The sequence below is a fragment of the Rhodobacteraceae bacterium Araon29 genome (assembly GCA_039640505.1).
Taxonomy (GTDB): Bacteria; Pseudomonadota; Alphaproteobacteria; order Rhodobacterales; family Rhodobacteraceae; genus CABZJG01.
This window is the reverse complement of sequence record CP046865.1, coordinates 2,275,422-2,302,253: the sequence shown is the minus strand read 5'-3', so window position 1 is coordinate 2,302,253 and position 26,832 is coordinate 2,275,422. Positions and strand designations below refer to the sequence as shown.

Genomic DNA, 26,832 nt, shown 5'->3' with positions numbered 1-26,832 from the left:
TCAAGCGGTGGCTGAAGCGGTGGCGGCTGGCGGTGCGCGCGGCCCGGCGGATCTGTTTGCCGCGACCGGCGGCGGCGGCGCTGGCCCGCGTGAGGGCCGACAATCGGGTTTTGTTGATCAAACCCATTTCTTGCGCCGGATGGATGCGGCGGCCAAGGCCAAGCCGCTGGTTTTCGGCGGCCGCGCCCCGGTCAAGCGTTGCGGCTTGGAGATCTGGCGCGCGGTGGTTTTAAACGGCGCAACACAAACCGAAATTATCAACCGCGCCGGCTTTGGGCAGAGCAATGCGCGCAAAAGCGATTTTAAAGCCGGGCTGAACGCGATCGCGGATGCGGTGGCCGCGGTGATCGCCCGCGCGCCCAAAAACCTATCAGATATTTCTTGACATAAAAATTTCTTTACGTCCTTTGGTACATAAGATTGCAAAAATTGCGCCGGGTTGATCGCCCGGCGTTCTGCGTTTTAAGGGGGCCGCCATGTGATACAGATAAAATCAAACATCGACGCATTGCAGCCCCTGCATCCATTACGATGATTTGAGGAGTTAGGTTCTTTCTAGGCTTTTCTTACGTGGGTATATTCGCACCGCGCTGCGGATATCCAATTTCAATTTTAATTCACTTGAACTTTTTATTGGGGTTGTTGTTATGAAACTTCCACCAAAAATGATCAACTCCGAGAAGAATAATACTGGCGCTTGCATCATATCTTTAAAAAATCCCGAGCATATTGCACTTGATGGGAGGGGCTACACGATGGTGTTTTGACTCCTAACGTCAGGCAGCCCAAACTGCGCCAACCAAAGTGCGGTAGATGCGGGAAATCTGCGAAGCCTTGCAAGCTGCAACAAGCCCTTAATGTCGTGACACAAATAATAGCAGGGCAGGGCTTTTGTGATGAGCTTATAAACCTCTATGAAATCTTAGAAGTTGAGGAAAGGGCGATGATGGAAAAGCCCGGCATTGAACGGGTTTTGCTGCATGCTAAGCAGGCTGGATGGCAATACTTTGGCTGAGTGGTCAGCTTTGGTATTGAGAATTTTGGCTTAATTTTCAGAGGTTTTGTGTGGGGATTATTTTATGTATTCTAGATTGAAATAACATAAAAAAATTTGCTTTTGTTGAATTTTTAGCTTAAGAAACAATCAAAGCGTGTATTTTTTATAGTTGTTTTGAATAAGGCTCTTGATGATTTCTCGTGCAATATTATTAAACGGTTCACTAGCATTACCTCAATCGAATTTGGGAGAGACCCTCTTTTACGATTTAGTAGTTTCAAACGATCTGGCATTCATATGCTCAAATGACCCAAGAGCGTTCTCATGTATCGTTTATATGGGGTCCGTACTGGCAGATACGGCGGACAAACGGGATAGGGCGTTTTTTGAAGATAGGACCTTCAACTATGTTGACAATGACGTAGGTAACACTTCAGTAAGGATTTGGGCACATTCTGATCGTGGATCTAAAGCTGCAGTTCGAAGATCGATAGAACCGGTCGCTGGACCTCTTGGTAACCCGCCGAGTATCATGCCGTTTTGGTATGGCTATTTGGTGAATCACAAAGAGGATGTTACAGCTTTTGGCAAGACGGATTTACATTTGTTTATTCATTACTTGGAGAACATCCATGCTCGAGTTCGTAATGAAGAACTGGAAGAAACAGTTTTTCATAGACTGTCCATACTACACTGGAATTGGGTTATCCATGCAGTCGGATATGGCGTAAGGTAAAATGGGCGGATGGTGCCTTAATGACAGACTATGCAACCAACCAATCTAACGGAAAAAACAAGACTGAATCTGCGCTCTTTGCTTGGGCAGTGCTTGCGCACCCTGAGCGGTTGCCGCAAATTATTGACGTAAGGAAGAAGGAGATTATGCCAAACAGTTTAGCCTTTTTTGAGTATCTGCACTTGAAAAACAAACCGTGTTTTATCGAATTGGCTCTGAAGAATGTTGTTGATCCAGAATGAAAGCACTTCGAAACGATAACAAGGCAGGAAACAGGGAGTTACGCGAAGCTCGCAATGCTAGCCTCCATTTTCTTGCGGCAGTGTTTGGGTTTAGCATTTTTGTGAATCTGTTAATGCTAACTGGCCCTCTTTTTATGCTGCAAATCTATGACCGGGTGCTTGGCTCTGGATCGGAAGAAACGCTGGTTGCGCTTTTTTTACTGGTCGGCGGGCTTTATGCATTGATGGCTCTTTTGGATTTTGCCCGCGGCAGGTTGATGGCAAGATTTGGAGCACGGTTTCAAGAATCTATGGATGGGCGGGTTTTTAGTGCAGTCATTTCACGCAGCATTAATGCCGACCCGCAAAAGCCTTTAGGCAATGAACTGCGTGACATAGAGAGTCTGCAATCATTCTTTTCTTCGTCGGTTATTCTTGCGCTATGCGATATCCCATGGTCACCGATCTTCTTTGCTGCAATTTTTATCTTCCACCCCAGTCTGGGTTGGCTTGGGGTAGCTGGTGGGGCTATTCTCCTAACTGTTACGCTTATAAATCAATGGAGCACGCGGCGTAAAACCAAAGAAGCGGCGCAGACTTCAACGCAAGCCCACAGCTTCAGCACGCAATCGCAAAAATCGTCTGAACTCATCCTGTCTCAGGGTATGTTGCCTGATGTTCTGAAACGCTGGGTATCCTATCGGCGGAATGCCCTCGATCACTCAATGCGCTCAAACGACCTTGGTGGAGCTTTTTCGACTCTGTCAAAGTCCTTCCGCCTATTTTTGCAGTCGGCTATGTTGGCTTTTGGAGCTTATCTCGTACTCAAAGGCGATTTGACAGGTGGGGCGATTATTGCTGGATCGATCTTATTAGGGCGTGCGTTGCAGCCTATTGAGCAAACACTTTCAGGCTGGTCACAATTTCAGCGAGCTATTGACAGTTGGCAATCCCTTTCAACCTTGCTTACAGAAGTCCCAGTAACCAAAGAAAAGCACGGTCTTACCCGCCCCAAAGCACATTTATCTGTAGTTGGAGTAACAGTCATACCGCCAGCTGGAGACGTGGCTACGCTACAACAAATTTCGTTTGAGGTTGCGCCCGGTGAGGCACTGGGGTTAATTGGAAATTCAGGTTCAGGCAAGTCGACTATGGCCCGTGCCATTACGGGTCTATGGCCAACTACACTTGGAGAAATCCGCTTTGGCGGTGCTACAATTGAACAATACGATCAGGTTACGCTTGGTAAGCTCATTGGCTACTTACCCCAAAATATAACTCTTTTTCAGGGCACTATTGCGGAAAACATTGCACGTATGAGTGACAAACCCGATGATTCAGCCGTGGAGGAAGCAGCGCAAAAAGCACATGCACATGACCTTATTACTTCTTTACCGCAAGGCTATAACACGCTGCTTGATGGTGGCGATGGTATGCTTTCGGGAGGTCAGCGGCAACGGATTGCTCTAGCGCGGGCCTTCTATGGCAATCCATCGTTGCTGATCCTTGATGAACCGAACTCGGCGTTGGACTCCGAAGGCTCTGAAGCATTGAATAAAGCTATCATAGACATGAAAGCTGAGAATAAGGCCGTGATTGTCATGACGCATCGCCCAATGGCAATCTCACAATGTGATACTCTTGTCGTTTTAAAGCAGGGCCTGATCCGCGCCCATGGTCCACGCAATGAAGTCTTACAGCGGCTAGTGAAAAATGTACCGCAAATTCATCAAGCTGAAAATCAAAAGGAAGCTTTTTGATGAGTGGCGGCTACTCCCACCGCTGGAGGGGGCGGTTTGCTTTCCTCACTGGTTTTGTCGCACTTATTATGCTGATTGGTCTACTTGGTGTCTGGGGAACGCAAACAAAGATTGCCGGGGCTGTTATCGCCACGGGGCTTATCAAAGTAGAAAACAACCGGCAAGTTGTTCAGCATGCGGATGGTGGAATTGTCGGATTCATCTACGCTCGCAATGGTGATCGCGTTGAAGCCGGCCAGACTTTGCTACGACTTGACGACACTGACATACGTTCAGAACTTGCGATTATTGAGCAACAGATCGTTGAAAAGTCAGCCCGGATAGCACGGCTCAGAGCGGAACGTGATGGAGTAGCAGACTTCACAGTTAACCTTAATGGCTTGATGCATGTTCCTTCTGAGGAATTAATATCTGGCCAGTACCGCTTATTTTTAGCTCACCGAGCCTCGTATGAAAATGAGTTGGCGCAACTAAAAGAGCAAATCACTCAAACTCTAGAGCAGGTTAGCGGTGTCGATGCGCAAATAGATGCTCTACACATTCAGATTGATTTGCTGGATCAAGAGATATCTGCCAACGAAAAACTTGAGGGACAGGGTTTGGTTATTCGCTCCAAGCTCCTCGAACAACAACGTAATCGTGCGCGCTTGCAAGGGGAACGTGGACGTTTGGTGTCTCTACGCGGTCAGCATATGAGTGCGATTGCTGCGTTAGAGCTTGGCAAAATTCGACTCAAAACAACCATTAGGGAAAAAGCTATAACCGAGATACGGGATCTTGAAACTGTTCGCTCAGAGCTTTTTGAAAAGCAGGGTGTTGCACTGCGAAAATTGTCGCGCATGGAAGTCACGGCTCCAGTCGCAGGAATTGTCTTTGGCTCACAAGTATTTGCTCTGCAATCAGTGGTCGAAAAAGCCAAAGCAATCATGTTCATTGTACCCCAAGATCAAGCTCTCGTGGTTTCAGCCAAAGTTCCCGCACCGGACGTAGATCAGATAGTTGTTGGTCAGGAAGTTTCCTTACGATTCACCGCTTTGGATCAACGCTTTACGCCTGAAATATTTGGTGTTTTAAATACGATTTCTGCCGATAGTTTCCTCGATGAAGCTACCGGGAAAGCCTACTACGAAGTCGAAATCTCGCCAATAAAAACAGAACTTTCCAAACTAGGGGACCAATCTCTTGTTCCTGGAATGCCGGTCGATGCTTATATCCGCACCGCTGAAAGGTCACCGCTCAGCTATTTGACCAAGCCGCTTGCGGATTACTTCTATCGAGCGTTCAGAGAGGGGTAAAAATCGAACAGGTGAAAAGTTCTATTTTCAAAAAGCGTTATATCGCAGACAACAAAAAGCCAATAAACGTGAATATGCCAAGTGCAGCAACTGGATAGGAAAGTAGCGTCAAAAGTTTTTCATATAAAGCTTGATCAATGCGGTGATTAGAATACTTCACGCGGAACGGGATTACTATTCGAGAGATCATCTGAAATTTGCCCTGCTTGTCAATTGTCATCTTAGAGACTGCAACACCCATCTTTAAAAGGCCAAAAAAAATCCAGAAAATCACAGTGGCTGCTAGCCAATCTAGCGCAACTTCGGAGCCAAGTGAAAACATGAATAAATCCAATAACATAGATTAATTTATTGGCTGTCCATGGTAGTTTGGATGCACAAGCCAACTGCTGAATTCATACTGACGCACTCATATAATTCAGTGCGTCAGTAGTTTTCTATAGTTAGGATTACGCTCCATCCTCATTGATTATTTCGGTTGGTTCTTCTGTTTCAAGAGAAGCTGATGGAACCACTGTAGCAGCCGCGACGACAACAGTTTCCTGATCTGCTTCTGCAATCGCTTGCGCGGTCAAGGCTGCTGCGGTGTGGTCGTCAGGCGCATCACCTTCTGCGTCTTCATCAAACTCGAACGTATCACCATCATAAGCGATCAGCGGATCGTTATCGACGAGCGCCGCGTTTTCATCAAGCATTTCCTCATCGGCCATGGCTTCGTCAGTGTCATATGTATCTTCAAACAGCAGCTCATCTTCGGCCGTATCGGAAGAAGGATCACTATTCTCGGTGGCCTCGCTTGCTGCTAAAGGCTCAGGCACTTGAATGTCGGCGACCATGGCGTCGGCTAAGGCAGCGATGGTTGTGTCTTCCACTGCGACCAATGTTACCCCGTCTTGCTTAAAGACAACATTGTCACCCTCTTGTTCGGCTAGCTCCATAACCGAAAGGGCGTTATCCATAAAGCCCATCATGTGCAGATGGTGGATAAGCTGGGTTTGATCCCCGAAGCTAAAGCTCACCACACCTGTGGTGTCAGTGGATGCGCCCGCTTCATATTCGATCACCGTATTGCCGTTTTCATCGACACCCTCGCGCTCGCCATTTTGATCAAAGGCAAAAGCGATATCCCCGCCATCTACGACTGAGCCATCTTTCATGGTCACATCGATCAGGCCGTGATTGACCGTACCATCAGCAAGCACTTCTGAGCTGCCTTCACGGGTGATTAGACCTATTTCGGTGATGCCAAGTTCCTCAAGGCTCATCAATTCGCCGTCTTCGGAAATACCGTTCTGGTTGCTGTCTTTCCAGATTTTGAACTGCGCCCAGTCATCATCCAGCGCATTCAGCAGGTCATCGCCGTTGGTATCAAAGACTTCGCGCAGGGCTTCTAGGTCGGTGTCGTCCTCGTCTTCGGTAAGGTAGGCAAAGGCGATTTCCTTGGCCTCGGTGACCTTGCCATCATTGCCCACATCGAAGACCAAAAGGCCGTCGTCCTTGCCAATCCAAGCGGTTTTTTCGCGGTAGCCGTCATTGTCGAAGTCAAACTTTGCCGTGCTTTTGCCAAGTTCATCAATCTCAACTCCGTCACCATCAAGGTCAACCACAACGGGCTTTCCGCCGCGACCCGAGCGGCCTCCGCCCTCGTTCCCTTCGTTGCCCTCGTTGCCTTCGTTGCCTTCGTTGCCTTCGTTCCCTTCGTTCCCCTCGTTACCTTCGTTGCCCTCGTTACCTTCGTTGCCCTCGTTCCCTTCGTTCCCCTCGTCTCCCTCGTTGCCCTCGTTCCCTTCGTTCCCCTCGTCTCCCTCGTTGCCTTCGTTCCCCTCGTTGCCTTCGTCTCCCTCGTTGCCTTCGTTCCCCTCGTTGCCTTCGTCTCCCTCGTTGCCTTCGTTCCCCTCGTTGCCTTCGTCTCCCTCGTTGCCTTCGTTCCCCTCGTTGCCTTCGTCTCCCTCGTTGCCTTCGTTTCCTTCGTCTCCTTCGTCTCCTTCGTTCCCTTCGTCTCCCTCGTCGCCTTCGTTACCTTCGTTACCTTCGTTGCCATCATTAGCCGACGAAACAGCATTCGATCTTGCAGGATTAATTAAGTCATTTCCTGCACCTGGCGCAATGCGATTTGCTTGAGGCATGTCAAGCCCCATGCTGTTCATCAGAGTATTCGCGACGGAATTACTGTTTTGGTCTAGCAACTGATAATCGAGATTTTTTGCGTTGATTTGCTCCCCAGCAGATAGCGCTTGCGCGCGCATCTGTTGCATTTGTGCGTCTGAACCGCTCCAAGCATTGTTATGGGCTGAATATTTACCGTTATACTCAACACCTAAGGCTACGGGCTGACCATTGGGGTAAGAATTTTGAGTGGAAGAATAGAAATCAATCGTGTCTGAGGTATCCCACGGCATTCCAATAGCTTTAGGGACTCCATTTGCACTGGTTGCTAGCCCATTCATTTCATCAACCAATCGGCCATTACTGTCATAAAACGAAACAGTTAGGTGTGTGGTTCCACCTGGCAATTTGTATTCGGAAACAACAACATTCGCTTTCCCAGCTACAACACCCCGACTGTCGGTATTGCTTGGAGGCGTATAATCATTCCCTTCGTTTCCTTCATTGCCATTGTGATCTCCTATAAATCCAGCGGCACGATCGATGGCTCCACCGACATTCCCGGCGATGTTGCTTATACCGCTACCGATGTCACGAAAGAAATTGCCTTCATTCCCTTCGTCCCCTTCGTTGCCCTCATTTCCCTCATTATTCTCGTCACCCTCATTGCCTTCGTTCCCCTCGTTGCCAGTATTCGCACCGCCCCCGAAAGCATTCGACCAAAAGCCACCACCACTACTACTGGAGCTGCCTCCGCCACCTCCTGACGATCTACCGCCACCGCCACCGCCACCAAAGCTGAGAGAGGTTGCTAAATCCCAAAAGGGATTAAATTGGGTTGAGGTTAATTCGGTAGTTTTGGACATCATCTTTGTTCCTCGTTTATGGTTGTTGCGATGGTGATGTAACTCAGTTGTTACGAATGACGTCAAAAGTCTTTGAACCGGTTTCTACATTGATGCAGGATTGGACCAAACCTGGGGCATTCTTATCTGTCACAGTGCATAGAGTCTTGTTTTGATCCGATCTAAAGTGAAGATCTATTTTGTTAGGGCTTTCTGCGCCATTATGGACTTCTGATCGCGAAAAGTCAGAGCGACAACTCGCGTGGAATTCGAATCGTTCATGACTAACTATGTAGTCAAGAATATTCCACTGTCCGGCCCGGTGTATCGCTCGAGTTAGAGAATCCTGATCTTGTCTTAATATGTCCCAGCTATAAGAACGCTGATTTCCCCACGCCCCTGTTTCATAATATTCTTGTACGATTTCTGATACGGCACATTCATCGCGCTCAACATCAAGCGCCCATGTTTGTCTGGGGTCTTGGCGGTATTTGTGCTGTGGATCGTCAGTTGGATCTTTCGCACATCCAGACAGCGCTGTTGCAACAGCGACGACAAATGCCGTCGATATACCAATTTTGCTCTTCATCTCATCCTCCTGCAAACTCAGTGGCTTTGTTTGCGTTTCCAGACTTTATTTCGATCTGAGATTTCTGAAGATTTCGCCCGGTCCACTTATTGAAGCTTTTTCTGATCGGCTTGTTTGTAATCCCTAAAATCTTGTATATTCCAAAGAAGACCCACATTTGCTCAGCAAGAAGCAAACCAACTACAATCCAAAGGCCAAGAATAAGAAGCAAGAATGGTGCTATCAAAAAAATAGCAATAACCATGTAGCTTCCCAGAAAATTTGCAAAAGCTGCCAAAACCCAAGTCGCTATCAATCCAAGTGAAATAGAAATTAATAATCCCAATAGTGAAGCCACAAGGGGCTTCTTGTCATACTCTTGCAAATATCGATTCAACATTTTTTTCATAGCTATATCTTCACCCCGTAATTTCCTTCGTCGCCTTCATCACCCTCGTTGCCTTCATTTCCTTCGTTTCCACTGCTTGAAGAAGAGCTTCCGCTGCTGGACGAGCTGCTTCCGCCGCCGCCTCCAAAGCTAAATTCGGAAAACAGATCGAATAGTGCGTCTGAGACAGTTTCGTTTGCTAAATTCTTTTCCATTTTTGCACCCCTTAAAATACCTTGGCGTTTAATTTAATTTTACTTTTTATGGTCCGGCGCGAATTTGATATCGACATTAAAATCGTCTTGTAAATTTTCCACATGCACACAGGCCCGCACCAGCACGTGTTCAGCATTATTCTTTCCATAGTAGTCATTATGCAGACACAGCTGATTATTGCTGTTGGCTCTAAAGTCATAAACCTCTGTCGCACTAACTTGCGGGCGCGGGTTTAAGGTTGTCCAACTGGTTCTTTCTATTTCCATCCACGTTGAACAGTTTGGTTGATAGCCAAAGTCATCTTGCGACACGACATAGTGCAACAAATGAATATAGGCGTTTTGATATCTATATTCGTAGTAGCCAACCTCACCGGGGTCATATGCATTTGCAGCTGTCCAAAACATCTCTTTCAGGGTTGTGGGTTTGCGGCGCGGTATATTACGAGCTTCTCCGGCGGCAAAATAGCGCTCTACCGCATCCGAAATCCGGCATTGATCGGTTTTGACCCGGGACGCCCCAAGTCCGGCATAGGATTGCGAAGGTTCCTCTTTTTCGGTAGGGGCTTGCGAAGGTACCTCTTTTGCACATGACATCAGCACCGCGCATGCGGCAATGATCAGCACACTATAAGTGACGGAGCTTTTGAGTGTTCGTGCTGGCATAAACTGTCCTTTGTCATAAAAAACCGGTAAAATCCGAAAAGCGGCAGAGTGCGCCTAGCCTCCAAAGCTAAATTCGGAAAACAGATCGAATAGTGCGTCTGTGACAGTTTCGTTTGCTAAATTCTTTTCCATTTTTGCACCCCTTAAAATACCTTGGCGTTTAATTTAATTTTACTTTTTATGGTCCGGCGCGAATTTGATATCGACATTAAAATCGTCTTGTAAATTTTCCACATGCACACAGGCCCGCACCAGCACTTGTTCAATCACCGTTTTAAATTTATATGTGTCATTATGCAGACACAGCTGATTATTGCTGTTGGCTCTAAAGTCATAAACCTCTGTCGCATTAACGCGCGGGCGCCGGCTTGAGGGCACCCAACTGGTTATTTCTATTTCCATCCGCGTTGAACAGTTTGGTTGATAGCGAAAGTCATCTTGCGACACGACATAGTGCAACAAATGAATATAGGCGTTTTGATATCGATATTCGTGGTAGCCAACCTCACCGGGGCCATATGCATTTGCAGCTGTCCAAAACATCTCTTTCAGGGTTGTGGGTTTGCGGCGCGGTATATTACCAACTTCTCCGGCGGCAAAATAGCGCTCTACCGCGTCCGAAATCCGGCATTGATCGGTTTTGACCCGGGACGCCCCAAGTCCAAAACGGACTTGCGAAGGTACCTCTTTTGCACATGACATCAGCACCGCGCATGCGGCAATGATCAGCACACTATAAGTGACGGGGCTTTTGAGTGTTCGTGCTGGCATAAACTGTCCTAAATAATCAAAAACAGAAACTATCCCCAAGGGGGAATCGCATTTGGATAATATTCCAAAGGTTGTATAATGCGTAGCATGATTTTAGCGGGAGGTCGATGTTTTTTTAAAGTCTTTGGACCTTTCGTCCCTTCCATGTGTTGATCCGGCGGACAGACCCGTCGGGATTTCGGCGCAGGCTGCTTGCGGTCTTAGTGGGAAAAATGTCTTGGGCCATATTGGCCGTGGCTGGTCGAAAAGCCTTTGGATCTGTAATCCAGTCGTTAAAAAACAGATTGGAACCGCCTGACCATTCTAAACTTTGTAAGGCGCGGCCAGTGATATGCACGTCGTGCTTTGAAGCATCTGACAGCCATGCCCAGGTTGTCAGGCCGACGGGATTGCCCGCGGCATCGACAAAACACCTCAGCTGTTTGGCTTGAAGCGGCGGCAAAATTTCAACCGGCAGATAATAGGCAAGATTAAACTGCTGATGATAGGGTGATGCGGCAAGTTGTTGGATTGTCATGCCCACCGCCGTGAGCGCATCGAATTTCAGCGGCTGCACCCAAGGTGTGGTAAATGAAAACGAAAGGTCAGAGGCCTGCTCTGCCACGGGTTCATATTTCTGAAGGAAAACCCCGGGCAAAATATCAGCATTGCTGCGCTTTAGCGCTGCAAGAGCCAAAACGCCAAGTGAGCGCCACTTTACCCAGAGCTGCGCGGGCAGATAAGATATTTTCTCAACCCGATCCCCGTTAATACAGCCTGCGCTGGCTGGGCGATAGAGCCATGCAAAGTCAATTTGAGCTTGGCTGACTAAGTTCGAAGCTTGTGGTGATAAGCTCATTCGAAACGCCAAAATATCTTCTTTCGCCTCGTTAGAGATCTGTCTGCTAAAGTGAACGGCATCATTGAGTTGTAAATCGCTCATCATGGTTGAAAAGTTCAATTTAGCCATTGCTGATGATCCACTGGCAAAGAAGTCGGCAAGTTGGTCTGAACTGGAAGTTGCAAATAGAGACATGGCCGCAACGCGCGCTAACGGATAGTTATAGCGGTAGTTATAAGGCGGCGCAGCAGCATTTAGGTCATCTGCAAGCAGGGTGACATCGCTTGCAAAATAACGCTGGTTTTCGGTATGCCAAACAGCTTGCAACCCCAGATACCAATCGCTGCTTTGATTTTTTGAAAATCGGATGAGCGCTAGCTCGCCCAAGAACGCGCAGACCTCACGCGCAAGAGGCGGCATGAATGATTGCTTTGATAAGATCATCTGTGCGGCATGGGCGATTTCATGGGCCAGACAGATGAGGTCATCCGCGGTGCCCGACCACACCAAATGGACTATCGGCGCGTTAGTTTTATCATTCCACTCAGTAAAGGGCAGCTCAAGCTCTCCAGCTTTGTGCTGGACGATCTTTATTTTGGATAAATCATAATTTGTGGTCACTGTAGACCCTAAGAGCGCTTTTAAGGAAGGCAAAACCAAATATTTAAGGCTTTTATCGAAATGGAAGCGCAGGCCTTTCGCGGGACTATTAAAGGAGAAATTAATGCTGTCAGGTTGGTAACTTAGAGTAATGACGCTGCAATATTTTTGAACATCTGAAGACGTTAGGCCATGTAAGTTCAGCCAATCAATCATAAAATATCTTCGCTTCGTGGGCATCAGCCCAACATCAAGCATTCACTGTGGAGAGGAACATCATAATTTCCTGCTAACATTACCATCCCCATTGTTGAAAAATGCGATCCCCACCCGTTTTCACGGATGGGGCTGTTTTGACTATTTGAAGAGCATGCCGCCTATGCGGCCTCATCCGAGAATGTGCCGTCAGCAGGTAGGTCGTTCTCAGAGCTATCTGGCGCGGCCACAAGATTGGCAGCCCCCGGTTCAGTTTCCTCATCCGCGTCAGGGACAGGCTGATCTGCTTCTGCAATCGCTTGCGCGGTCAAGGCTGCTGCGGTGTGGTCGTCAGGCGCATCACCTTCTGCGTCTTCATCAAACTCGAACGTATCACCATCATAAGCGATCAGCGGATCGTTATCGACAAGCGCCGCGTTTTCATCAAGCATTTCCTCATCGGCCATGGCTTCGTCAGTGTCATATGTATCTTCAAACAGCAGCTCATCTTCGGCCGTATCGGAAGAAGGATCACTATTCTCGGTGGCGTCGCTTGCTGCTAAAGGCTCAGGCACTTGAATGTCGGCGACCATGGCGTCGGCTAAGGCAGCGATGGTTGTGTCTTCCACTGCGACCAATGTTACCCCGTCTTGCTTAAAGACAACATTGTCACCCTCTTGTTCGGCTAGCTCCATAACCGAAAGGGCGTTATCCATAAAGCCCATCATGTGCAGATGGTGGATAAGCTGGGTTTGATCCCCGAAGCTAAAGCTCACCACACCTGTGGTGTCAGTAGATGCACCCGCTTCATATTCGATCACCGTATTGCCGTTTTCATCGACACCTTCGCGCTCGCCATTTTCATCAAAGGCAAAAGCGATATCCCCGCCATCTACGACTGAGCCATCTTTCATGGTCACATCGATCAGGCCGTGATTGACCGTACCATCAGCAAGCACTTCTGAGCTGCCTTCACGGGTGATTAGACCGATTTCGGTGATGCCAAGTTCCTCAAGGCTCATCAATTCGCCGTCTTCGGAAATACCGTTCTGGTTGCTGTCTTTCCAGATTTTGAACTGCGCCCAGTCGTCATCCAGCGCATTCAGCAGGTCATCGCCGTTGGTATCAAAGACTTCGCGCAGGGCTTCTAGGTCGGTGTCGTCCTCGTTTTCGGTAAGGTAGGCAAAGGCGATTTCCTTGGCCTCGGTGACCTTGCCATCATTGCCCACATCGAAGACCAAAAGGCCGTCGTCCTTGCCAATCCAAGCGGTTTTTTCGCGGTAGCCGTCATTGTCGAAGTCAAACTTGGCCGTGCTTTTGCCAAGTTCATCAATCTCAACTCCGTCACCATCAAGGTCAACCACAACGGGCTTTCCGCCGCGACCCGAGCGGCCTCCGCCCTCGTTACCTTCGTTGCCCTCGTTGCCTTCGTTGCCTTCGTTGCCTTCGTTGCCTTCGTTGCCTTCGTTGCCTTCGTTGCCTTCGTTGCCTTCGTTGCCTTCGTTGCCCTCGTTGCCTTCGTTGCCTTCGTTGCCTTCGTTGCCTTCGTTCCCTTCGTTCCCTTCGTTGCCTTCGTTGCCTTCGTTGCCTTCGTTGCCTTCGTTGCCCTCGTTGCCTTCGTTGCCCTCGTTGCCTTCGTTGCCTTCGTTCCCTTCGTTACCCTCGTTGCCTTCGTTACCCTCGTTGCCTTCGTTGCCTTCGTTACCCTCGTTGCCTTCGTTCCCCTCGTTACCCTCGTTGCCTTCGTTACCCTCGTTGCCCTCGTTACCTTCGTTGCCCTCGTTGCCTTCGTTCCCTTCGTTGCCCTCGTTACCTTCGTTTCCCTCGTTACCTTCGTTTCCCTCGTTTCCCTCGTTACCATCATTGTCAGAGAATCCGGGAGAGCTTTTTGAACTAATGCGGATGGAAGAAAGCGAAGGCGACGGAGGATCTGCTGGAAGGGAAGGGGGATCTGCCGGAAAAGAAACGGGCTTGGATGGGGATTTGCCCGCAGTGCCGGAACCGCTACCACCAAAAAGTCCTTTAAAAAATCCACCTAAAGCTTTCCCAAGCCCGTCTTTCGCAGGGTTCTCCCAATCAGGTACATTATTTTTATTTTCAGCTATCGCATCGAGTGCATTGTATTCAAAACCAGGACGTGTTCGACCACCGTAATTGTCAGGCCTCATCGAAGAGGGCTGGTGAGATGAAAAGTCAGTCGTAGGAAAATGCTCTGCTATGGATGTGCTCGAGCTTCCATCCAAACCGCTCCTAGGTGTCTGAAAGTTGTCGTTGATCAAAGTCTGACCTTTAAATTTCGCAGCAATTTTGTTGATTTCGTCCTGTTCAGAAGATGTAATAATTCCATCTTCCTTGGCATCATTAATTGCGTTTTGATGCCTGTGTTCATAGATTTCAGCCCAGCTGTCTCCCAACCCAAGAAATGCGTCTTTTGCTCCACTCATCTTATGATCCTTTCAAAAATTTAGTTTGTTTCTAGCCCAACTTGTAGCATTGCTAATTCAACATTATTTATGCACAGAGATATAAGTTCTTCATTTTCCATAGAGGTGCAAAATGAAATTAACTCATTGTATTCTATTGAGTTTTTCTCATCCATATGGATTGGGCCATGAATTTTGGCCAATTGAGCAAACTTGTGAGATAGAGCATCGAAACATTTGATAGATTGATCCGATTCTGTGCATTTTAAATGTTCACTTTGAGCACAACCTATAATCAGTTTTTGTAAGTTTATGTTTGGTTTGCTATTTTCGATTTGCTCTGCAACCGCCGCAATGCAAAGTTCCATCTCAGCATATTCGTCAAATTTTGAAACTTGCTTTAGCACAGCTTTAGTAACCCAAGATTCTATCTGTGCAGAAAATATAGCGACGGCCACAGCAAAAGCAGCAAGTCCAAAAACTATGGCTCTCTTAAAGCCTAATCCCATAATTTCCTCCAAGTGTTATCATGCCAAGCTTTCGGAAAAAGCGATCCGAGCTGGTTGGGTTGGTGCCGGATGTGGCGTGATAGAGCACGTATGATGCACCCATAGCCTTGGCCCAAATTTCAATACCGCGCGTAAGACGAAGGGCGGCTTTGCCGCCGAGAATGCGTGATCGGGTTTCCGGGGCGATGGCAATGGTGATGACAGTTACAATTTTGGCGTCTTCGCCAATGTAAAAGCCGCCAAGCAGCGCATAGCAGAACCCGATGATTTCATGTCCAAGGCTGACCTTTAGACCAAGATAAGTATCCGGCTCGTGCAATGTGTTATCGAAGGCATTAAAAAACTTTGCCTTTGAAAACGCGATATCCTTAAACAGGCTTTCCCCATGGGCAAGACGGGCCAAAGCGCAGATTTTGCTGCGATCAGTTTCGGCTACACGGTCTACCTTTAGTTTAGCCATGATCAACCCGTTTGCGTCAAATTAAAACTGATGATGACGCGTTCCCCATTTTTGTCTTTTTGATCCGACATATTCGGGTCCACACTGTGGTATAGCCAACTGGGAAAGATCAGCATTTTTCCGGCCTTTGGCGTAAAGCGCACTTTGGTCCAGTTTTCCTTGCTGCGCTGTTTCTTGGGCGCAAAGCTTGGCTGGTTCATCACATGGGGTGTGCGCGGATCGGTGAACTCGATATCCCCGGCATTTTTGGGAGTCTGGACATAATAAACCCCGCTCCAATGACAGCCGGGGTGTACATGCGCCTTGTTTGAGCTGCCCGGTGCATTGATAATCGACCACATTGTACCGATCTTAAGATGTTTTTCAGGGTGATATCCAAGTTGGCGCGATATACGGCGCCCCGCTTGATTCACCCGGTCCGTGATCGGTTTGTAGTCTGTTTCACGGTGTAAATTATTGTGGCTATGCCAACCACCAAGCTTGCGGAAATTCGAACGTTCAATACCCTTTTGATCGCGCTCACGTTCGGCATTTATAAGGTTCAAAAGGTACTCATTCAGCGCCTCATGATCGGCGCAGATGATATTGAACACCAATGTTGGAAAATACAGCTCACCAGAAAAACTGTCATCTTCAAAACTTGCAAAATTATACTGATCGGTTACCATTTTCTTGTAAATCACAAAGCTAAATTTAAAGTCTAACAAACAATAGGGCGATACTACTTAGGGTGGAGGGATTGTCAAATAGAAATCCTAAAATTGTAAGAAAATCTTTGGTTTTAGATATATTTTTATGATATTAAAAAGCTTTTTGGTCTGAAGTCAGGGGTCGTAAGTGATTGCTATAAAGTGAAAAAATGCATTCAGGGTCTAGGATAATTCATGTTCAGGCGAAGGTTGGGTGGAATAACTTAGTCAACTCTGCAGGAGACGTATTCCTCTGTTTGCACCATTATATCATGTCCTTGTCTACTATGAAAATCTGGGTCTTTCTGTATCTCTGTGCCTCAACTGCTGCGGCTGGGAGGTATCGCCAATCAACCTATCAGATGCCGGGTTCAATCTAGTTGCGTGCACGCACAGCAATGACGGCTATTTGGCCTGTCGATATTATCTGTTGAAAAACCCTCAACAAATCCCTCAACAATTATTAAGAGGAAACAATTTAGAAGCCATTTACCTTATTGAATTTAAACAATAAATTTAGATTTTTCAATTCGATATGAATCCTCTCGGGTGCGCCACTATCAATCAGACTACAGCAGTCTACTGATAGATAACCTACTGATAACATTCTCATAAATAGCATTGCCTTAGTATTGGGCTGGAGAGAATGTTGACCAGATTACTGACCAAAAAAGTCCCTTACACGTTTAACCGTGCCGGGTTTTACTACTTCTCGAGACGTGTTCCCGCAGACCTTTTGAGCCATTATTCCTATCCCCGTATTGTTCAGGGGCTTAAGACGAGGTCTGCGCAGACTGCTAAATCGGGTGCTATGTTGGTTGGGCTAAGTTGGATGAGTACTGGTCTCATCTCAGGATGACAGGCTCTCACGTTATTGGGCGCGGGCACTTGGATTTTTACGGCTATACGTGTTTTGAAATGTCTGGTTTTGAAGTCTGTTCGCACTGAATAAAGAAGTGTGCCACAGCGCCTTGCTACAAATCCATCAGGTTCAATTTTTTGCGTAAAATCGGGATATACCGGCTGGCTTCTGGACTTGCCGGAAAGATGCGCTGCAAATTCTTATATGCGTTCAAAGCAGCGCTTAGATCACCAAGGCGAAGGTTAATCATGCCAAGGCCAGAAATCGCACCGAAATGGCGGGGTTCACGTTGAAGTACTTCAAAGACATCGTCCCGCGACTCTTTGAAATTGGACATCATGTAGCGCACAGTAGCCCGTTTATTCCAAGCTTCTGTGAAGTTAGGGTTTTGATTTATGAGATCCCCGAAAAGCATTTCCGCCTGCTCAAGGTTGCCTTTTCTCATTGCGAGAACGCCTTGCTCCATCAAAACTTTTTCGTTCTCGACTCTATGACTGCTCATCCAAGTTTCCCAAAGAGCAGAGATAATCGGTTCTGCCTGCTCAAGCGTTTTTGCATTTGCTAGGTTATCTAAAAGGGTTTGGCTTGTAGTTGATGCAGCAGCTTGTGACAGCTGCAAAAATGCGGCCAAAAAAATAGAAATACTAAATTTCAAAACTTTCATTATCTACCTCAATTCAGAGTAAAAATCCTCATTACACGTGATGAAGGTGCCAACGACCAACAAGCAATTTCATGCAGTATTGATGGATTTCTGTTTCCAGACCGCTGGCATTCATCGGCTGAAAGCAAAAAAATCAAAAATTGGCGTCTCAAGCCATTAAAATGCAGTCATTTGCGGTTTCACTCCATATTTGCCCAACTGGGCAAAATTTGGATGGGTCATTTCCGGGGTCCGGGCAAGCAGGGAACGTTTGCCCAAATGCTGCTGTGGACAATAGCCATAGTGCTACCGCTAAGATAAAATTTCTTTTCATAGTCTTAACCTCGATGGCTACCCTTTACGTTAAGTATATAAAACTGCATTGCATCAAGGCAAATAACACTATTTTAGTCAGTTTTGCTGAAAATTCACTTTACCTTGGAATTCAAGAATAAAAGGACGCAATCTTAAACTTTGCCATATCTGAGTATGCGCTTGAGCTTAAGAAGTCTTTTGTAGGGAAGTTGTCTGACGTCATCGCCTACCGGAAAGATTTAGCGGTTTAAGCAAGGGAGGGTTTCTGGTTCATCGCAGCTCTTAAGGAGCGAAGATGAATAAGAGATCCGGAACATCGAAAGAAGCCGCTGATAAGTTGGTCAGAGGTATCAAGCGTAAGACGCGTAAGCACTATTGTGCAGAAGAGAAGATCAGGATTGTGCTGGCTGGTCTACGCGGCGAGGAAAGCATTGCAGGTCTGTGCCGCCGCGAGGGTATTGCCGAGAGCCTTTACTACTCATGGTCGAAGGAATTCCTGGAGGCTGGCAAGAACCGTTTGGCGGGCGATACTGCACGCCAGGCGTCCTCTCCTGAGGTCAAAGAGTTGCGTTCGCAATCATCTGCCTTGAAAGAGGTGGTCGCGGAGCTAACGCTTGAGAACCGCCTGCTTAAAAAAAGCATGCTCGGGGATGGGGAGTTCGACGAATGAGATATTCCGCCTCTGAGAAGATTGAAATCATCCACACCGTGGAAGCCTCACACTTGCCGGTCAAACAGACCCTGTCGATGATTGGGGTTCCTAGCAGCACCTATTACGATTGGTATGCTCGGTGGGTTGAAGGCGGCCTGAACGCGCTGGTGGATCGTTCTCCACGACCGCAGTATTGCCCAACAAGCTTTGCTATACGATCCGCTGGAGCCTTTCCAATACAGTCCACTAAACCATTATATCCTCGAAGTTCATCGTGAGGCTTGCCAACTGAAGTTCTCACGCAGTTCATACGATCCTGCTCATCTCTGTCGCCCGTTATCTTGCAAATACGCTGTATAATATTAACAAGCAGTTGATGATCAATTTAAAAAGCAATAAGTTTCTATTGTATCAAAATTTAGTGCTTGGCATACTTCATTTAATGCCTTTCTATTTTTTTGATGAGTAAAAAATATTTAATAAATTATTAACATCAAAGTTTTTGACTAGAGGGAACTGTCCCAATAGTAAGTTCCATTTTTACGATAAGTTTGTCTGTAATGCGCATAAATAATTATTGCTAACAGTACGACAATGTTATTTATCTTGTAAAAAAAAGTGGGGTGATCCATGTCAAATAATGAAAAATTTTATATAAATGGCGCTTGGTCTGATCCGGTTAGTGCAAAGAAATTTGATATAATTCATCCTGGTAATGAGGAAATAATCGCGTCTATTTCGATGGGTAGTGAAGCTGATGTAAATATGGCAGTTGACGCTGCTCGCGAGGCTTTTAAATCCTGGCAGTTTAGTACTGTTAAAGATCGCGTAGCATTGTTGGAGCGCATCCTTGCAGTATATGAATCTCGAGCGGAAGAATTTGTCAAAATAATGCCATATGAAATGGGGACAACAATTTCATTCTCTAGGGAAGTTCACATGCCAGTTGGTATAGGACATATTGAGGCGGCTGTAGAGGCTCTTAAAAGTCATAGATTTGAGAGACCCTCAGCACGAGGAGGTTCAACTTTGGTGGACGAGCCCGTGGGAATTGTTGGGATGATTACACCATGGAATTGGCCCGTGAATCAAGTAATGATCAAAGTTGCACCGGCATTGGCTGCGGGGTGTACGATGGTGCTTAAGCCTAGTGAATACTCTCCACTAAGCTCTGTCATGCTGGCAGAAGTTCTTCATGAAGCAGGATGCCCCCCCGGAGTTTTTAACCTGATTAACGGTGATGGGCCAAGTGTCGGTCGAGCGATCACAAATCATCCAGACATTCATATGATATCATTTACTGGATCAACGAGAGCAGGTAAAGCCATCACTAAAGGCGCAGCTGATAGTATAAAGCGGGTGACCTTAGAGTTGGGTGGCAAGTCTCCGAATTTACTTTTTGCAGATGCAAACTTAGAGACAGCAGCAAGAATTTCAGTCGATGCATGTTTTATAAATAATGGCCAATCTTGCGATGCTGCTTCAAGACTTCTTGTTGAGAAATCTGTATATGACAAAGTTGTCGAATTAGTTACGGCAGAAGTTGCTTCCGTAAAAATAGGTGATCCAATGGTCGAGGGCACCCATATTGGGCCTGTAGTAAACAAACGGCAATTTGATAATATTCAAAATTTGATTAAAATTGGCATAGATGAGGGGGCTAATCTTGCTGTTGGAGGATTGGGCCTGCCCAAAGGCTTCAACAAAGGGTATTACATTAGGCCAACTTTATTTACAGATGTGGATAACGATATGTCTATAGCGCAGAATGAGGTTTTTGGCCCTGTTTTATCTATTATTCCATTTGAAAACGAAGAACATGCTATAGAACTTGCCAACGATACTCCATACGGTCTCGCTGCGTATATACAATCAACGGATAATAGCCGAATTGACAGAGTTAGCCGTCGTTTAAGGGCTGGTGTCGTCAATGTGAATGGGCATGTGGGTGACTATGATGTGCCATTTGGTGGGTATAATCAATCTGGAAATGGACGTGAAGCTGGACCTTTGGGGTTTCATGAATACCTAGAAACTAAAGCTATAACAAAAAAATAGTCTTCGCATCCAGAAGGGTTGTGTAGAGCCATAATGGTCATCCCATGAAATGCATCACAGACCCATACATATTGCCCAAGGAGAAGCCTAATGGACCAAGATCAGACGGAGTAGCCTAAGCCACCAAGAACTCTCTCTGAGTTCAGCGAATTTACTGCGAATAACCGTAAAATCGTAACTCTTCAGAATGGAAAAATATTAAGAAGGATGTCTGAAATTGAATGGATAGACATTGCCAAAAGGCACAATCGGGACAATGCTTTAGAGAGCCAGAAAAGTTCTCTGATGTCTGGCTACGTGATTGCTGACAATGGTTCTTTATTGATGCAAAAGGTTGGGACCAATGTGAAGTATAAGGTTACTGCGGATTAATTCTTTTTCTCTTTCCTCAGTGATTGTCTGATAGAAAAAGAATTGGTAACCTGAGTATATGGGACACTTTATATTTGTCTCAATTATCGCAGGCATTTTTTGTTGTGTTGGGATGGATCTATGGCAAAGAATTTTATTTTTGATATTTAAAATTCCACCTACGAACTGGTCTACTGCTGGTAGATGGTTGATAATGTTGATTAGCAACAAAATGATCGTTAATCAAAATTTAGAAGATGAAAATCCAGTAAAATATGAATAACAAATTGGATGGTTTTTTCACTATTGTGTCGGCGTAGGTTACGGGTTTGCTTACTATCTTTTTCTGGCAGCTTTTGATGTTTTAGACACTTCAATCTTATCTGGATTAATTTTCGGATTAATGTCAGTGATTGTTCCTTGGTTTTTTTATCTTCCTGTAACTGGAAAAGGTTTTATGGGAAATAAAACACCTAACCCAAATCTAACCAGATTACTGTCTACTTCTAGTCATGTCGTTGTAGGGATATTTTTAGCGATAGGATTCTCTTTTTTAGATTACTGGGGATTAGAAACGATCACAAGTCGCAGCAATCAAGATTGCACCTCCTAGATATGCCAATGCGTACGTGAACTTTCTCTCTTTAATGACAAATCTATCATATTCGCCATCGGTCGCCCAAATATCACTTACCTTACCATTTTTCTTTGAAGCTGGAATTACTAGGATCGCAGATCACTGGTCTCTTTCAGGAAAAACATGCCCAGTTCACCTTCTAAATGCCAGCCCGTTTGTTTGTCTTTGTGCTCTTTGAAATGTTGATCACGTAAAGCCAAAGAAGCCTCTGCACTTACTTCATCAGGATAAATAGAAATCGTTAAGGCAGATGTGGCGCTGACTTTGACGGTCATCAGAATTTCCGCATCAGTGAAGATACTCTGCGCTTTGGCTTCATAATCAGCCAACCTAATGGCCATATCCTCTTCAGAAGAAAAATCAACCATATTGATCCGGGCTATTTTTTTTGTACCCCTCTCCATTTCGCTGGGACTTATTTTTTTGATTCCATAAATGTTCTGTCGCCAAAACAATCCATCTTTTTTTTGGATAATATTCCTCACTCTGTAGGTGTCACCTGCTACTATTCCTCTATGGGGCTCAATGGCTGTAACATCATGCTCAAATGTGCTTGAGCACTCGTCCTCATGCAGTGTTTTACGATTTTTTGAAATAAATTTTCCACTCACAAAATCATCGATGATATGTTGCCCTACGTCCTCAAAAGAAAGCATTTCTGTCTCACGCAGATAAATGAAATCTTCGTGGTAGAATTGTCTAAGGTTATCTATATCATGCTCGTCTACCTGACGACGCACGACTTCCTCGTATGGCACCCAATTCATCAGCAAATCCCCTAGATTTTCCATAATTCTAGACCTTTGATTTACATGAAACAATAGCTGATAACGGTAGAAACGTCAGTGCTGATGTCGAAAAATTAGGATGCTTGTAAAAATAGGATGAGGTGTTTCAAGCGTTAGTCTTTACTTTTTTCAACAGGCGTTGATCCTGTTTCAGTTCGCCATAGTAGGACAGCGACTGCAGAAGATCGTCTACTTTATTAAAATAGGTTAAAAGATTTTTATTTAACACAAGGCATAAGCTCTATGGACGGCAATGATTTTATAAACTCATTGATCAACGGAAGTTATGCAGTACTTTTTTTCTATGCTGGCCGCTTTATTTGGTGGCCTGAAGGATCAATAAGTGAAGCGCTTCGGTCGTTTGGAAAAAATATTTATTGGAACTTGTATGGCCTAGCTTTATCTATCGGACCCGCAATAGAGTCACTATCCAATGTAAATCTTGATAGTAACAGCAATTTTTTTGTGTATTGCTTGGGGGCTTATTGGGCATATTATTGTTTGAACGGGACCGGTTTAGAAAAACTCAAAGGAGGAAACGCGATTAATTCTATTGTGGGAGCACTCTTCCTGCTATTCATTCCCCCGCAGTTATTGTTTGCTTCAATTGGCTTCTTGGAGGTTTTCGACTTAGTACCTCCATTGAGAGCTGATGACGTTACATGGGCTTTAGCCGGGCTTACACCGATCATTTTTGTGGTATCTAGCTTAGTTATTTACTCAAATACAATCGGTCCTAGTAAATGAAAAAGTGCGCAAATTGCGCAGTTTTTCCTAAGCCGCTGAAAACAGTTAGACGGTGAGCGTGATACATAGATGGTAGTGGATCTTTTGATGCGAACAGTATTGAAGCCCTTCTTGGCGATATTCATTAAGCGCCTGACCCTCAAAGCGGGCAGAACTCCAGACTTATTTGATAGAGTGTCCACATCAAATACCGAAAGGTTACTTAATACACAGCTCTCGCCAGAAAAAAATCTCAGCGCCTCTGATCCCTGGAGACCGCCCGTTCCAGAAACTCTATTAAAAAATGGTACATAAATTGGGGGCTGGACAATCCCTCGAGTGCCATAAAGTTTTTTGTAACCCTTAGTAAATCGTTCAGTTGGATAAAATCATTATTTACTGTCATCAGTATTTATGTTTATCAATGTGAATGCGCTTGTCTGGAACCGATTTTCGTCTTCTCAAAGTTTTTGATGCCGTTGTACGGCATGGCGGTTTTGCGGCTGCGCAAACAGAGCTGAACGTTGGGCCTTCAACAATCAGCAACCATATAACTGCACTAGAGCAGCGGTTAGGTGTCATCCTTTGCCAACGGGGTCGGGGCGGATTCAAACTAAGTGACAAGGGCAAATTGGTTTTTGTGGAATCTCAAAAACTGTTACGTAATATCGAAGAATTCTCGGTTGGTATCAGCACACTCAAAGGGCAATTGGTTGGTAAAATAAAGGTCGGATTAGTAGATGCGATTGCCACCGACAGAGGCTTACGATTGGAACAAGCTTTTGCTGAATTTCTTTCAGAGCCCAACGATATTCGATTTGAGGTTTCTCAAAATACGCCACAAGAACTGCAACAAAGAGTTTTGAATGGCAGTCTTGATGTTGGTATCGGCAGCTTTCCTCATAAAGCCACAGGTTTGAAGTATCAGCCTTTGCATAAAGAGGTGCATTCTTTGTACTGCGGCGCGACGCATCCGCTGTTTTCGGTGAAGCCAGGTGATTTAGACGTGGAGACTCTGCGCAATGAAAGCATAGTCGGGCGAGGGTATTGGCGTGATCGGCGCCACGAAGAGTTAGGATTGGTGAACGTAAAGGCCGTGGTCTACGAGATCGAGCCCCAATTGATCCTAATCAGGAGCGGGAAATTTATCGGCTATCTACCAGATCATTTTGCAGAGCAATGGGTTCAGAGCGGGCAGTTACGTTGTTTGTCACCACTTGCTGCACGGTTTGATTGCGAATTTGACCTGGTTTCCAAAAAAGGACTTAAACCCTCCCAAGCTTTGAGTACATTTGTTGCGGCTGTATTACGTGTTCACGCAGTCATTTAATTGATAAACATCAAACCTTACTTCAAATAAATCGCATTTAATCAATGTAATTTCTAAGCCATGATACGCGCTCACAATATATGTTGGGGGAATGCGTTGCCAAAAGAATATTTTCAACCGTTGTGTGGAGATGATATGCCGCGTTTTGGGGGGCCGTCTACTATGATGCGTCTACCTGCTCGGGAAAATGCAAGTGACCTCGACGCCTGTTTTATCGGCATCCCATTAGATATCGGAACATCGAACCGATCAGGAACACGCTTTGGTCCGCGTCAAATACGCGCTGAATCTAGCATGTTGCGGCCTTATAATATGGCTACTGGAGTGGCACCGTTTGATGCCATGAACATTGCCGACATCGGTGATGTGGCAATTAATACATTTGATTTGAAAAACAGTATTAGGTTAATTTCAGAGTATTATGACGATCTGCTAAAGCACGATGTTATTCCACTAACGATGGGCGGGGATCATACGATTAGCTACCCGATTTTGCAGGCAATCGGGGCCAAATATGGGCCAGTAGCTTTGATCCATATAGATGCGCATGCCGACATTAATGATGATATGTTTGGCGAAAAAATTGCGCATGGAACACCATTTAGGCGTGCCTTCGAAGAAGGCTTGCTAAATAACGATAAGGTTTTCCAAATAGGATTGCGCGGTACAGGGTATTCACCGGATGACTTTAATTGGTCTCGCCAACAGGGTTGGACTGTCATCCAAGCCGAAGAGTGCTGGGGCAAGTCCCTTGCACCACTGATGAAGAGTATCAAGAAAAAGATCGGCAACACCCCGACGTATATAACATACGATATTGACAGCCTTGATCCGGCATTTGCACCAGGCACTGGTACAGTGGAGATCGGCGGATTGACCACATGGCAGGCTTTGGAACTCATTCGGGGATGCGCTGGCCTGAACGTCGTTGGAGGAGACCTGGTTGAGGTTTCACCACCTTATGACCCCAGCGGCAACACAGCTTTAATCGCAGCAAACCTGCTTTATGAAATGCTCTGCGTTCTACCAAGATATAATCAAGACTAACCAAACTTAAACAGGGAGAAATGAAAATGACAAAATCTAAAAACCCAATCGAATTGAACCGCCGAACCTTTGTCGGTTCGGCAATTGTTGCAGGCAGTATTGCAGCAATTGGCGCTCCTTCTATTTTGCGCGCTGCTTCCAACAAAACTATAAAAGTCGGCACCTATGGTGGTTACTTTCAGGAATCTTTTGATAAGCATATCTTCCCTGATTTTACGACAGCAACAGGGATAAAAGTTGAATCAATCGGGGAACCAACTGGGGAAGCTTGGCTTGTGCAACTGATGACAGCAGCGCATGCGAACCAAGCCCCAGCTGATGTCTCTATGATGGCACAAGTTGCACGCCTGAAGGGAGAAAAGGCAAAGCTTTGGGCACCACTGGATGAAAAGGCTTTATCAAACGCATCGAATCTACCAAACCATTTTGTTCACCGCTACGAAGATGGCCAAATCAACGGTTTAGGCGCAGTGGCGTGGTATATCACATTGGTTACAAATACTGATGTTTACGGAGATGCGCCGACATCCTGGAAATCTCTTTGGGATTCGGCAAACGCTGATCGTCTTGGCCTTTTGGCGCTTGCGAGTAACTCTTTTCTTTTGGAAATCACAGCTAAGACATGGTTCGATGGAACTGGCATATTAGACACCGAGGAAGGCATTTTGAAGGTCATGGACAAGCTGGCTGAAGTAAAACCAAACGTACGGCTGTGGTATCGCGACGAAGGACAATTCCAGCAGGCCTTGGAAACCGGTGAGATCCCGATGGGTCAGTATTATCATGACGTGACCGGGTTGGCGGCATCAGAAGGTAAGCCTGTGAGGTCAACATTCCCCGCAGAAGGCGGTGTGCTTGACTCTGGGTCTTGGTGTGTTTCCAAAGCATCCGATAAAGTGGCAGAAGCACAAGAGTTCATGAACTATATGTGCCAACCTGAAATTCAAGCTAAATTGTCTCGCTTTGTCGGCACCGCACCAACTGTAGGGCGTGAACTGACCGATTTGACCGATGACGAATACGGTGCGGTCGCGAGTTCAATTGATCCAATCATTCCACGTTATGATATGTATAGCGAGCGTGAAGATTGGCTAAATCAGAAATGGGCTGAACTGGTCGCCGGATAAACCAATGGTGACCCGCCAAGAAGTCTTGGCGG

General features: G+C 46.0%; 28 protein-coding genes. 14 read left to right on the top strand and 14 right to left on the bottom strand.

The annotated features are described in order from the left end of the window. The first annotated feature begins 7 nt into the window (after window positions 1-7). The 5 genes from GN278_11130 (at window position 8) to GN278_11110 (ending at window position 5,009) form a co-directional block, all read left to right on the top strand. Complete coding sequence (locus tag GN278_11130) at window positions 8-385, top strand: hypothetical protein (GenBank protein ID XAT61246.1); 378 nt, start codon at window positions 8-10, stop codon at window positions 383-385. Between the two features lie 477 nt (window positions 386-862). Beyond that, complete coding sequence (locus GN278_11125) at window positions 863-1,015, top strand: hypothetical protein (GenBank protein XAT61245.1); 153 nt, start codon at window positions 863-865, stop codon at window positions 1,013-1,015. 738 nt (window positions 1,016-1,753) lie between these two features. Beyond that, window positions 1,754-1,975: a hypothetical protein gene (locus tag GN278_11120; GenBank protein XAT61244.1), complete on the top strand. Its 222-nt coding sequence runs from the start codon at window positions 1,754-1,756 to the stop codon at window positions 1,973-1,975. Then, window positions 1,972-3,714 (top strand): type I secretion system permease/ATPase, encoded by a 1,743-nt coding sequence (locus GN278_11115; GenBank protein ID XAT61243.1) that lies wholly within the window; start codon window positions 1,972-1,974, stop codon window positions 3,712-3,714. Before GN278_11120 ends, GN278_11115 begins: the two co-directional genes overlap by 4 nt. Next, window positions 3,714-5,009 (top strand): HlyD family type I secretion periplasmic adaptor subunit, encoded by a 1,296-nt coding sequence (locus GN278_11110; protein ID XAT61242.1) that lies wholly within the window; start codon window positions 3,714-3,716, stop codon window positions 5,007-5,009. The genes GN278_11115 and GN278_11110 overlap by 1 nt, the downstream gene beginning before the upstream one ends. Window positions 5,010-5,046: 37 nt before the next feature. Here GN278_11110 and GN278_11105 read toward each other — a convergent pair whose 3' ends face one another. The 13 genes from GN278_11105 to GN278_11045 all read right to left on the bottom strand — a co-directional run bounded on the left by GN278_11105 (window position 5,047) and on the right by GN278_11045 (window position 17,790). Beyond that, window positions 5,047-5,331 carry a hypothetical protein gene (locus GN278_11105; GenBank protein ID XAT61241.1) on the bottom strand — a complete coding sequence of 95 codons (285 nt, stop codon included), beginning with the start codon at window positions 5,329-5,331 and terminating at the stop codon, window positions 5,047-5,049. A gap of 127 nt (window positions 5,332-5,458) precedes the next feature. After that, window positions 5,459-7,984 (bottom strand): hypothetical protein, encoded by a 2,526-nt coding sequence (locus tag GN278_11100; protein XAT61240.1) that lies wholly within the window; start codon window positions 7,982-7,984, stop codon window positions 5,459-5,461. A gap of 40 nt (window positions 7,985-8,024) precedes the next feature. Then, entirely contained in the window at window positions 8,025-8,549 is a 525-nt protein-coding gene (locus tag GN278_11095) for a hypothetical protein (GenBank protein ID XAT61239.1), read from the bottom strand. 1 nt (window position 8,550) lies between these two features. Continuing rightward, window positions 8,551-8,937, bottom strand: coding sequence for a hypothetical protein (locus tag GN278_11090; protein XAT61238.1), 387 nt, complete (start codon window positions 8,935-8,937; stop codon window positions 8,551-8,553). A gap of 2 nt (window positions 8,938-8,939) precedes the next feature. Further along, a complete protein-coding gene (locus tag GN278_11085) occupies window positions 8,940-9,131 on the bottom strand; it encodes a hypothetical protein (protein ID XAT61237.1) in 192 nt (63 codons plus the stop codon). A 39-nt stretch (window positions 9,132-9,170) separates the two neighbouring features. Beyond that, on the bottom strand, window positions 9,171-9,797 hold the full coding sequence (locus tag GN278_11080; GenBank protein XAT61236.1) for a hypothetical protein: 627 nt from the start codon (window positions 9,795-9,797) through the stop codon (window positions 9,171-9,173). A 171-nt stretch (window positions 9,798-9,968) separates the two neighbouring features. Then, window positions 9,969-10,568, bottom strand: coding sequence for a hypothetical protein (locus GN278_11075; protein ID XAT61235.1), 600 nt, complete (start codon window positions 10,566-10,568; stop codon window positions 9,969-9,971). Window positions 10,569-10,683: 115 nt separating this feature from the next. Next, on the bottom strand, window positions 10,684-12,246 hold the full coding sequence (locus GN278_11070) for a toxin-activating lysine-acyltransferase (GenBank protein ID XAT61234.1): 1,563 nt from the start codon (window positions 12,244-12,246) through the stop codon (window positions 10,684-10,686). 119 nt (window positions 12,247-12,365) lie between these two features. Then, the gene (locus GN278_11065) at window positions 12,366-14,627 is read right to left on the bottom strand and encodes a hypothetical protein (GenBank protein XAT61233.1); all 2,262 of its coding nucleotides are present in this window, start codon (window positions 14,625-14,627) and stop codon (window positions 12,366-12,368) included. A gap of 20 nt (window positions 14,628-14,647) precedes the next feature. Next, window positions 14,648-15,115: a hypothetical protein gene (locus tag GN278_11060; GenBank protein ID XAT61232.1), complete on the bottom strand. Its 468-nt coding sequence runs from the start codon at window positions 15,113-15,115 to the stop codon at window positions 14,648-14,650. Next, entirely contained in the window at window positions 15,099-15,575 is a 477-nt protein-coding gene (locus GN278_11055) for a hypothetical protein (GenBank protein XAT61231.1), read from the bottom strand. The genes GN278_11060 and GN278_11055 overlap by 17 nt, the downstream gene beginning before the upstream one ends. A gap of 2 nt (window positions 15,576-15,577) precedes the next feature. Next, window positions 15,578-16,243, bottom strand: a complete 666-nt coding sequence (locus tag GN278_11050) for a hypothetical protein (protein ID XAT61230.1) — start codon at window positions 16,241-16,243, stop codon at window positions 15,578-15,580. Between the two features lie 995 nt (window positions 16,244-17,238). Then, window positions 17,239-17,790: a tetratricopeptide repeat protein gene (locus GN278_11045; GenBank protein XAT61229.1), complete on the bottom strand. Its 552-nt coding sequence runs from the start codon at window positions 17,788-17,790 to the stop codon at window positions 17,239-17,241. 589 nt (window positions 17,791-18,379) lie between these two features. On the opposite strand from GN278_11045, the gene GN278_11040 reads away from it, so the two are divergent. The 5 genes from GN278_11040 to GN278_11020 all read left to right on the top strand — a co-directional run bounded on the left by GN278_11040 (window position 18,380) and on the right by GN278_11020 (window position 21,758). After that, window positions 18,380-18,754 carry a transposase gene (locus tag GN278_11040; GenBank protein ID XAT61228.1) on the top strand — a complete coding sequence of 125 codons (375 nt, stop codon included), beginning with the start codon at window positions 18,380-18,382 and terminating at the stop codon, window positions 18,752-18,754. Next, window positions 18,751-19,014, top strand: coding sequence for a helix-turn-helix domain-containing protein (locus tag GN278_11035; protein XAT61227.1), 264 nt, complete (start codon window positions 18,751-18,753; stop codon window positions 19,012-19,014). Before GN278_11040 ends, GN278_11035 begins: the two co-directional genes overlap by 4 nt. Window positions 19,015-19,366: 352 nt before the next feature. Continuing rightward, on the top strand, window positions 19,367-20,794 hold the full coding sequence (locus tag GN278_11030; protein XAT61226.1) for an aldehyde dehydrogenase family protein: 1,428 nt from the start codon (window positions 19,367-19,369) through the stop codon (window positions 20,792-20,794). Between the two features lie 430 nt (window positions 20,795-21,224). Beyond that, window positions 21,225-21,428, top strand: coding sequence for a DUF2938 family protein (locus GN278_11025; protein ID XAT61225.1), 204 nt, complete (start codon window positions 21,225-21,227; stop codon window positions 21,426-21,428). A 3-nt stretch (window positions 21,429-21,431) separates the two neighbouring features. Then, window positions 21,432-21,758, top strand: coding sequence for a DUF2938 family protein (locus GN278_11020; GenBank protein XAT62639.1), 327 nt, complete (start codon window positions 21,432-21,434; stop codon window positions 21,756-21,758). A gap of 110 nt (window positions 21,759-21,868) precedes the next feature. Here GN278_11020 and GN278_11015 read toward each other — a convergent pair whose 3' ends face one another. Beyond that, entirely contained in the window at window positions 21,869-22,573 is a 705-nt protein-coding gene (locus GN278_11015; protein XAT61224.1) for a hypothetical protein, read from the bottom strand. 240 nt (window positions 22,574-22,813) lie between these two features. On the opposite strand from GN278_11015, the gene GN278_11010 reads away from it, so the two are divergent. The 4 genes from GN278_11010 to GN278_10995 all read left to right on the top strand — a co-directional run bounded on the left by GN278_11010 (window position 22,814) and on the right by GN278_10995 (window position 26,800). Further along, complete coding sequence (locus GN278_11010) at window positions 22,814-23,317, top strand: hypothetical protein (protein XAT61223.1); 504 nt, start codon at window positions 22,814-22,816, stop codon at window positions 23,315-23,317. A 409-nt stretch (window positions 23,318-23,726) separates the two neighbouring features. Then, complete coding sequence (locus tag GN278_11005; GenBank protein XAT61222.1) at window positions 23,727-24,626, top strand: LysR family transcriptional regulator; 900 nt, start codon at window positions 23,727-23,729, stop codon at window positions 24,624-24,626. Window positions 24,627-24,686: 60 nt separating this feature from the next. Then, window positions 24,687-25,673, top strand: coding sequence for an agmatinase (gene speB / locus GN278_11000; GenBank protein ID XAT61221.1), 987 nt, complete (start codon window positions 24,687-24,689; stop codon window positions 25,671-25,673). 26 nt (window positions 25,674-25,699) lie between these two features. After that, the gene (locus tag GN278_10995) at window positions 25,700-26,800 is read left to right on the top strand and encodes an extracellular solute-binding protein (protein XAT61220.1); all 1,101 of its coding nucleotides are present in this window, start codon (window positions 25,700-25,702) and stop codon (window positions 26,798-26,800) included. The last annotated feature ends 32 nt before the right edge of the window (window positions 26,801-26,832 follow it).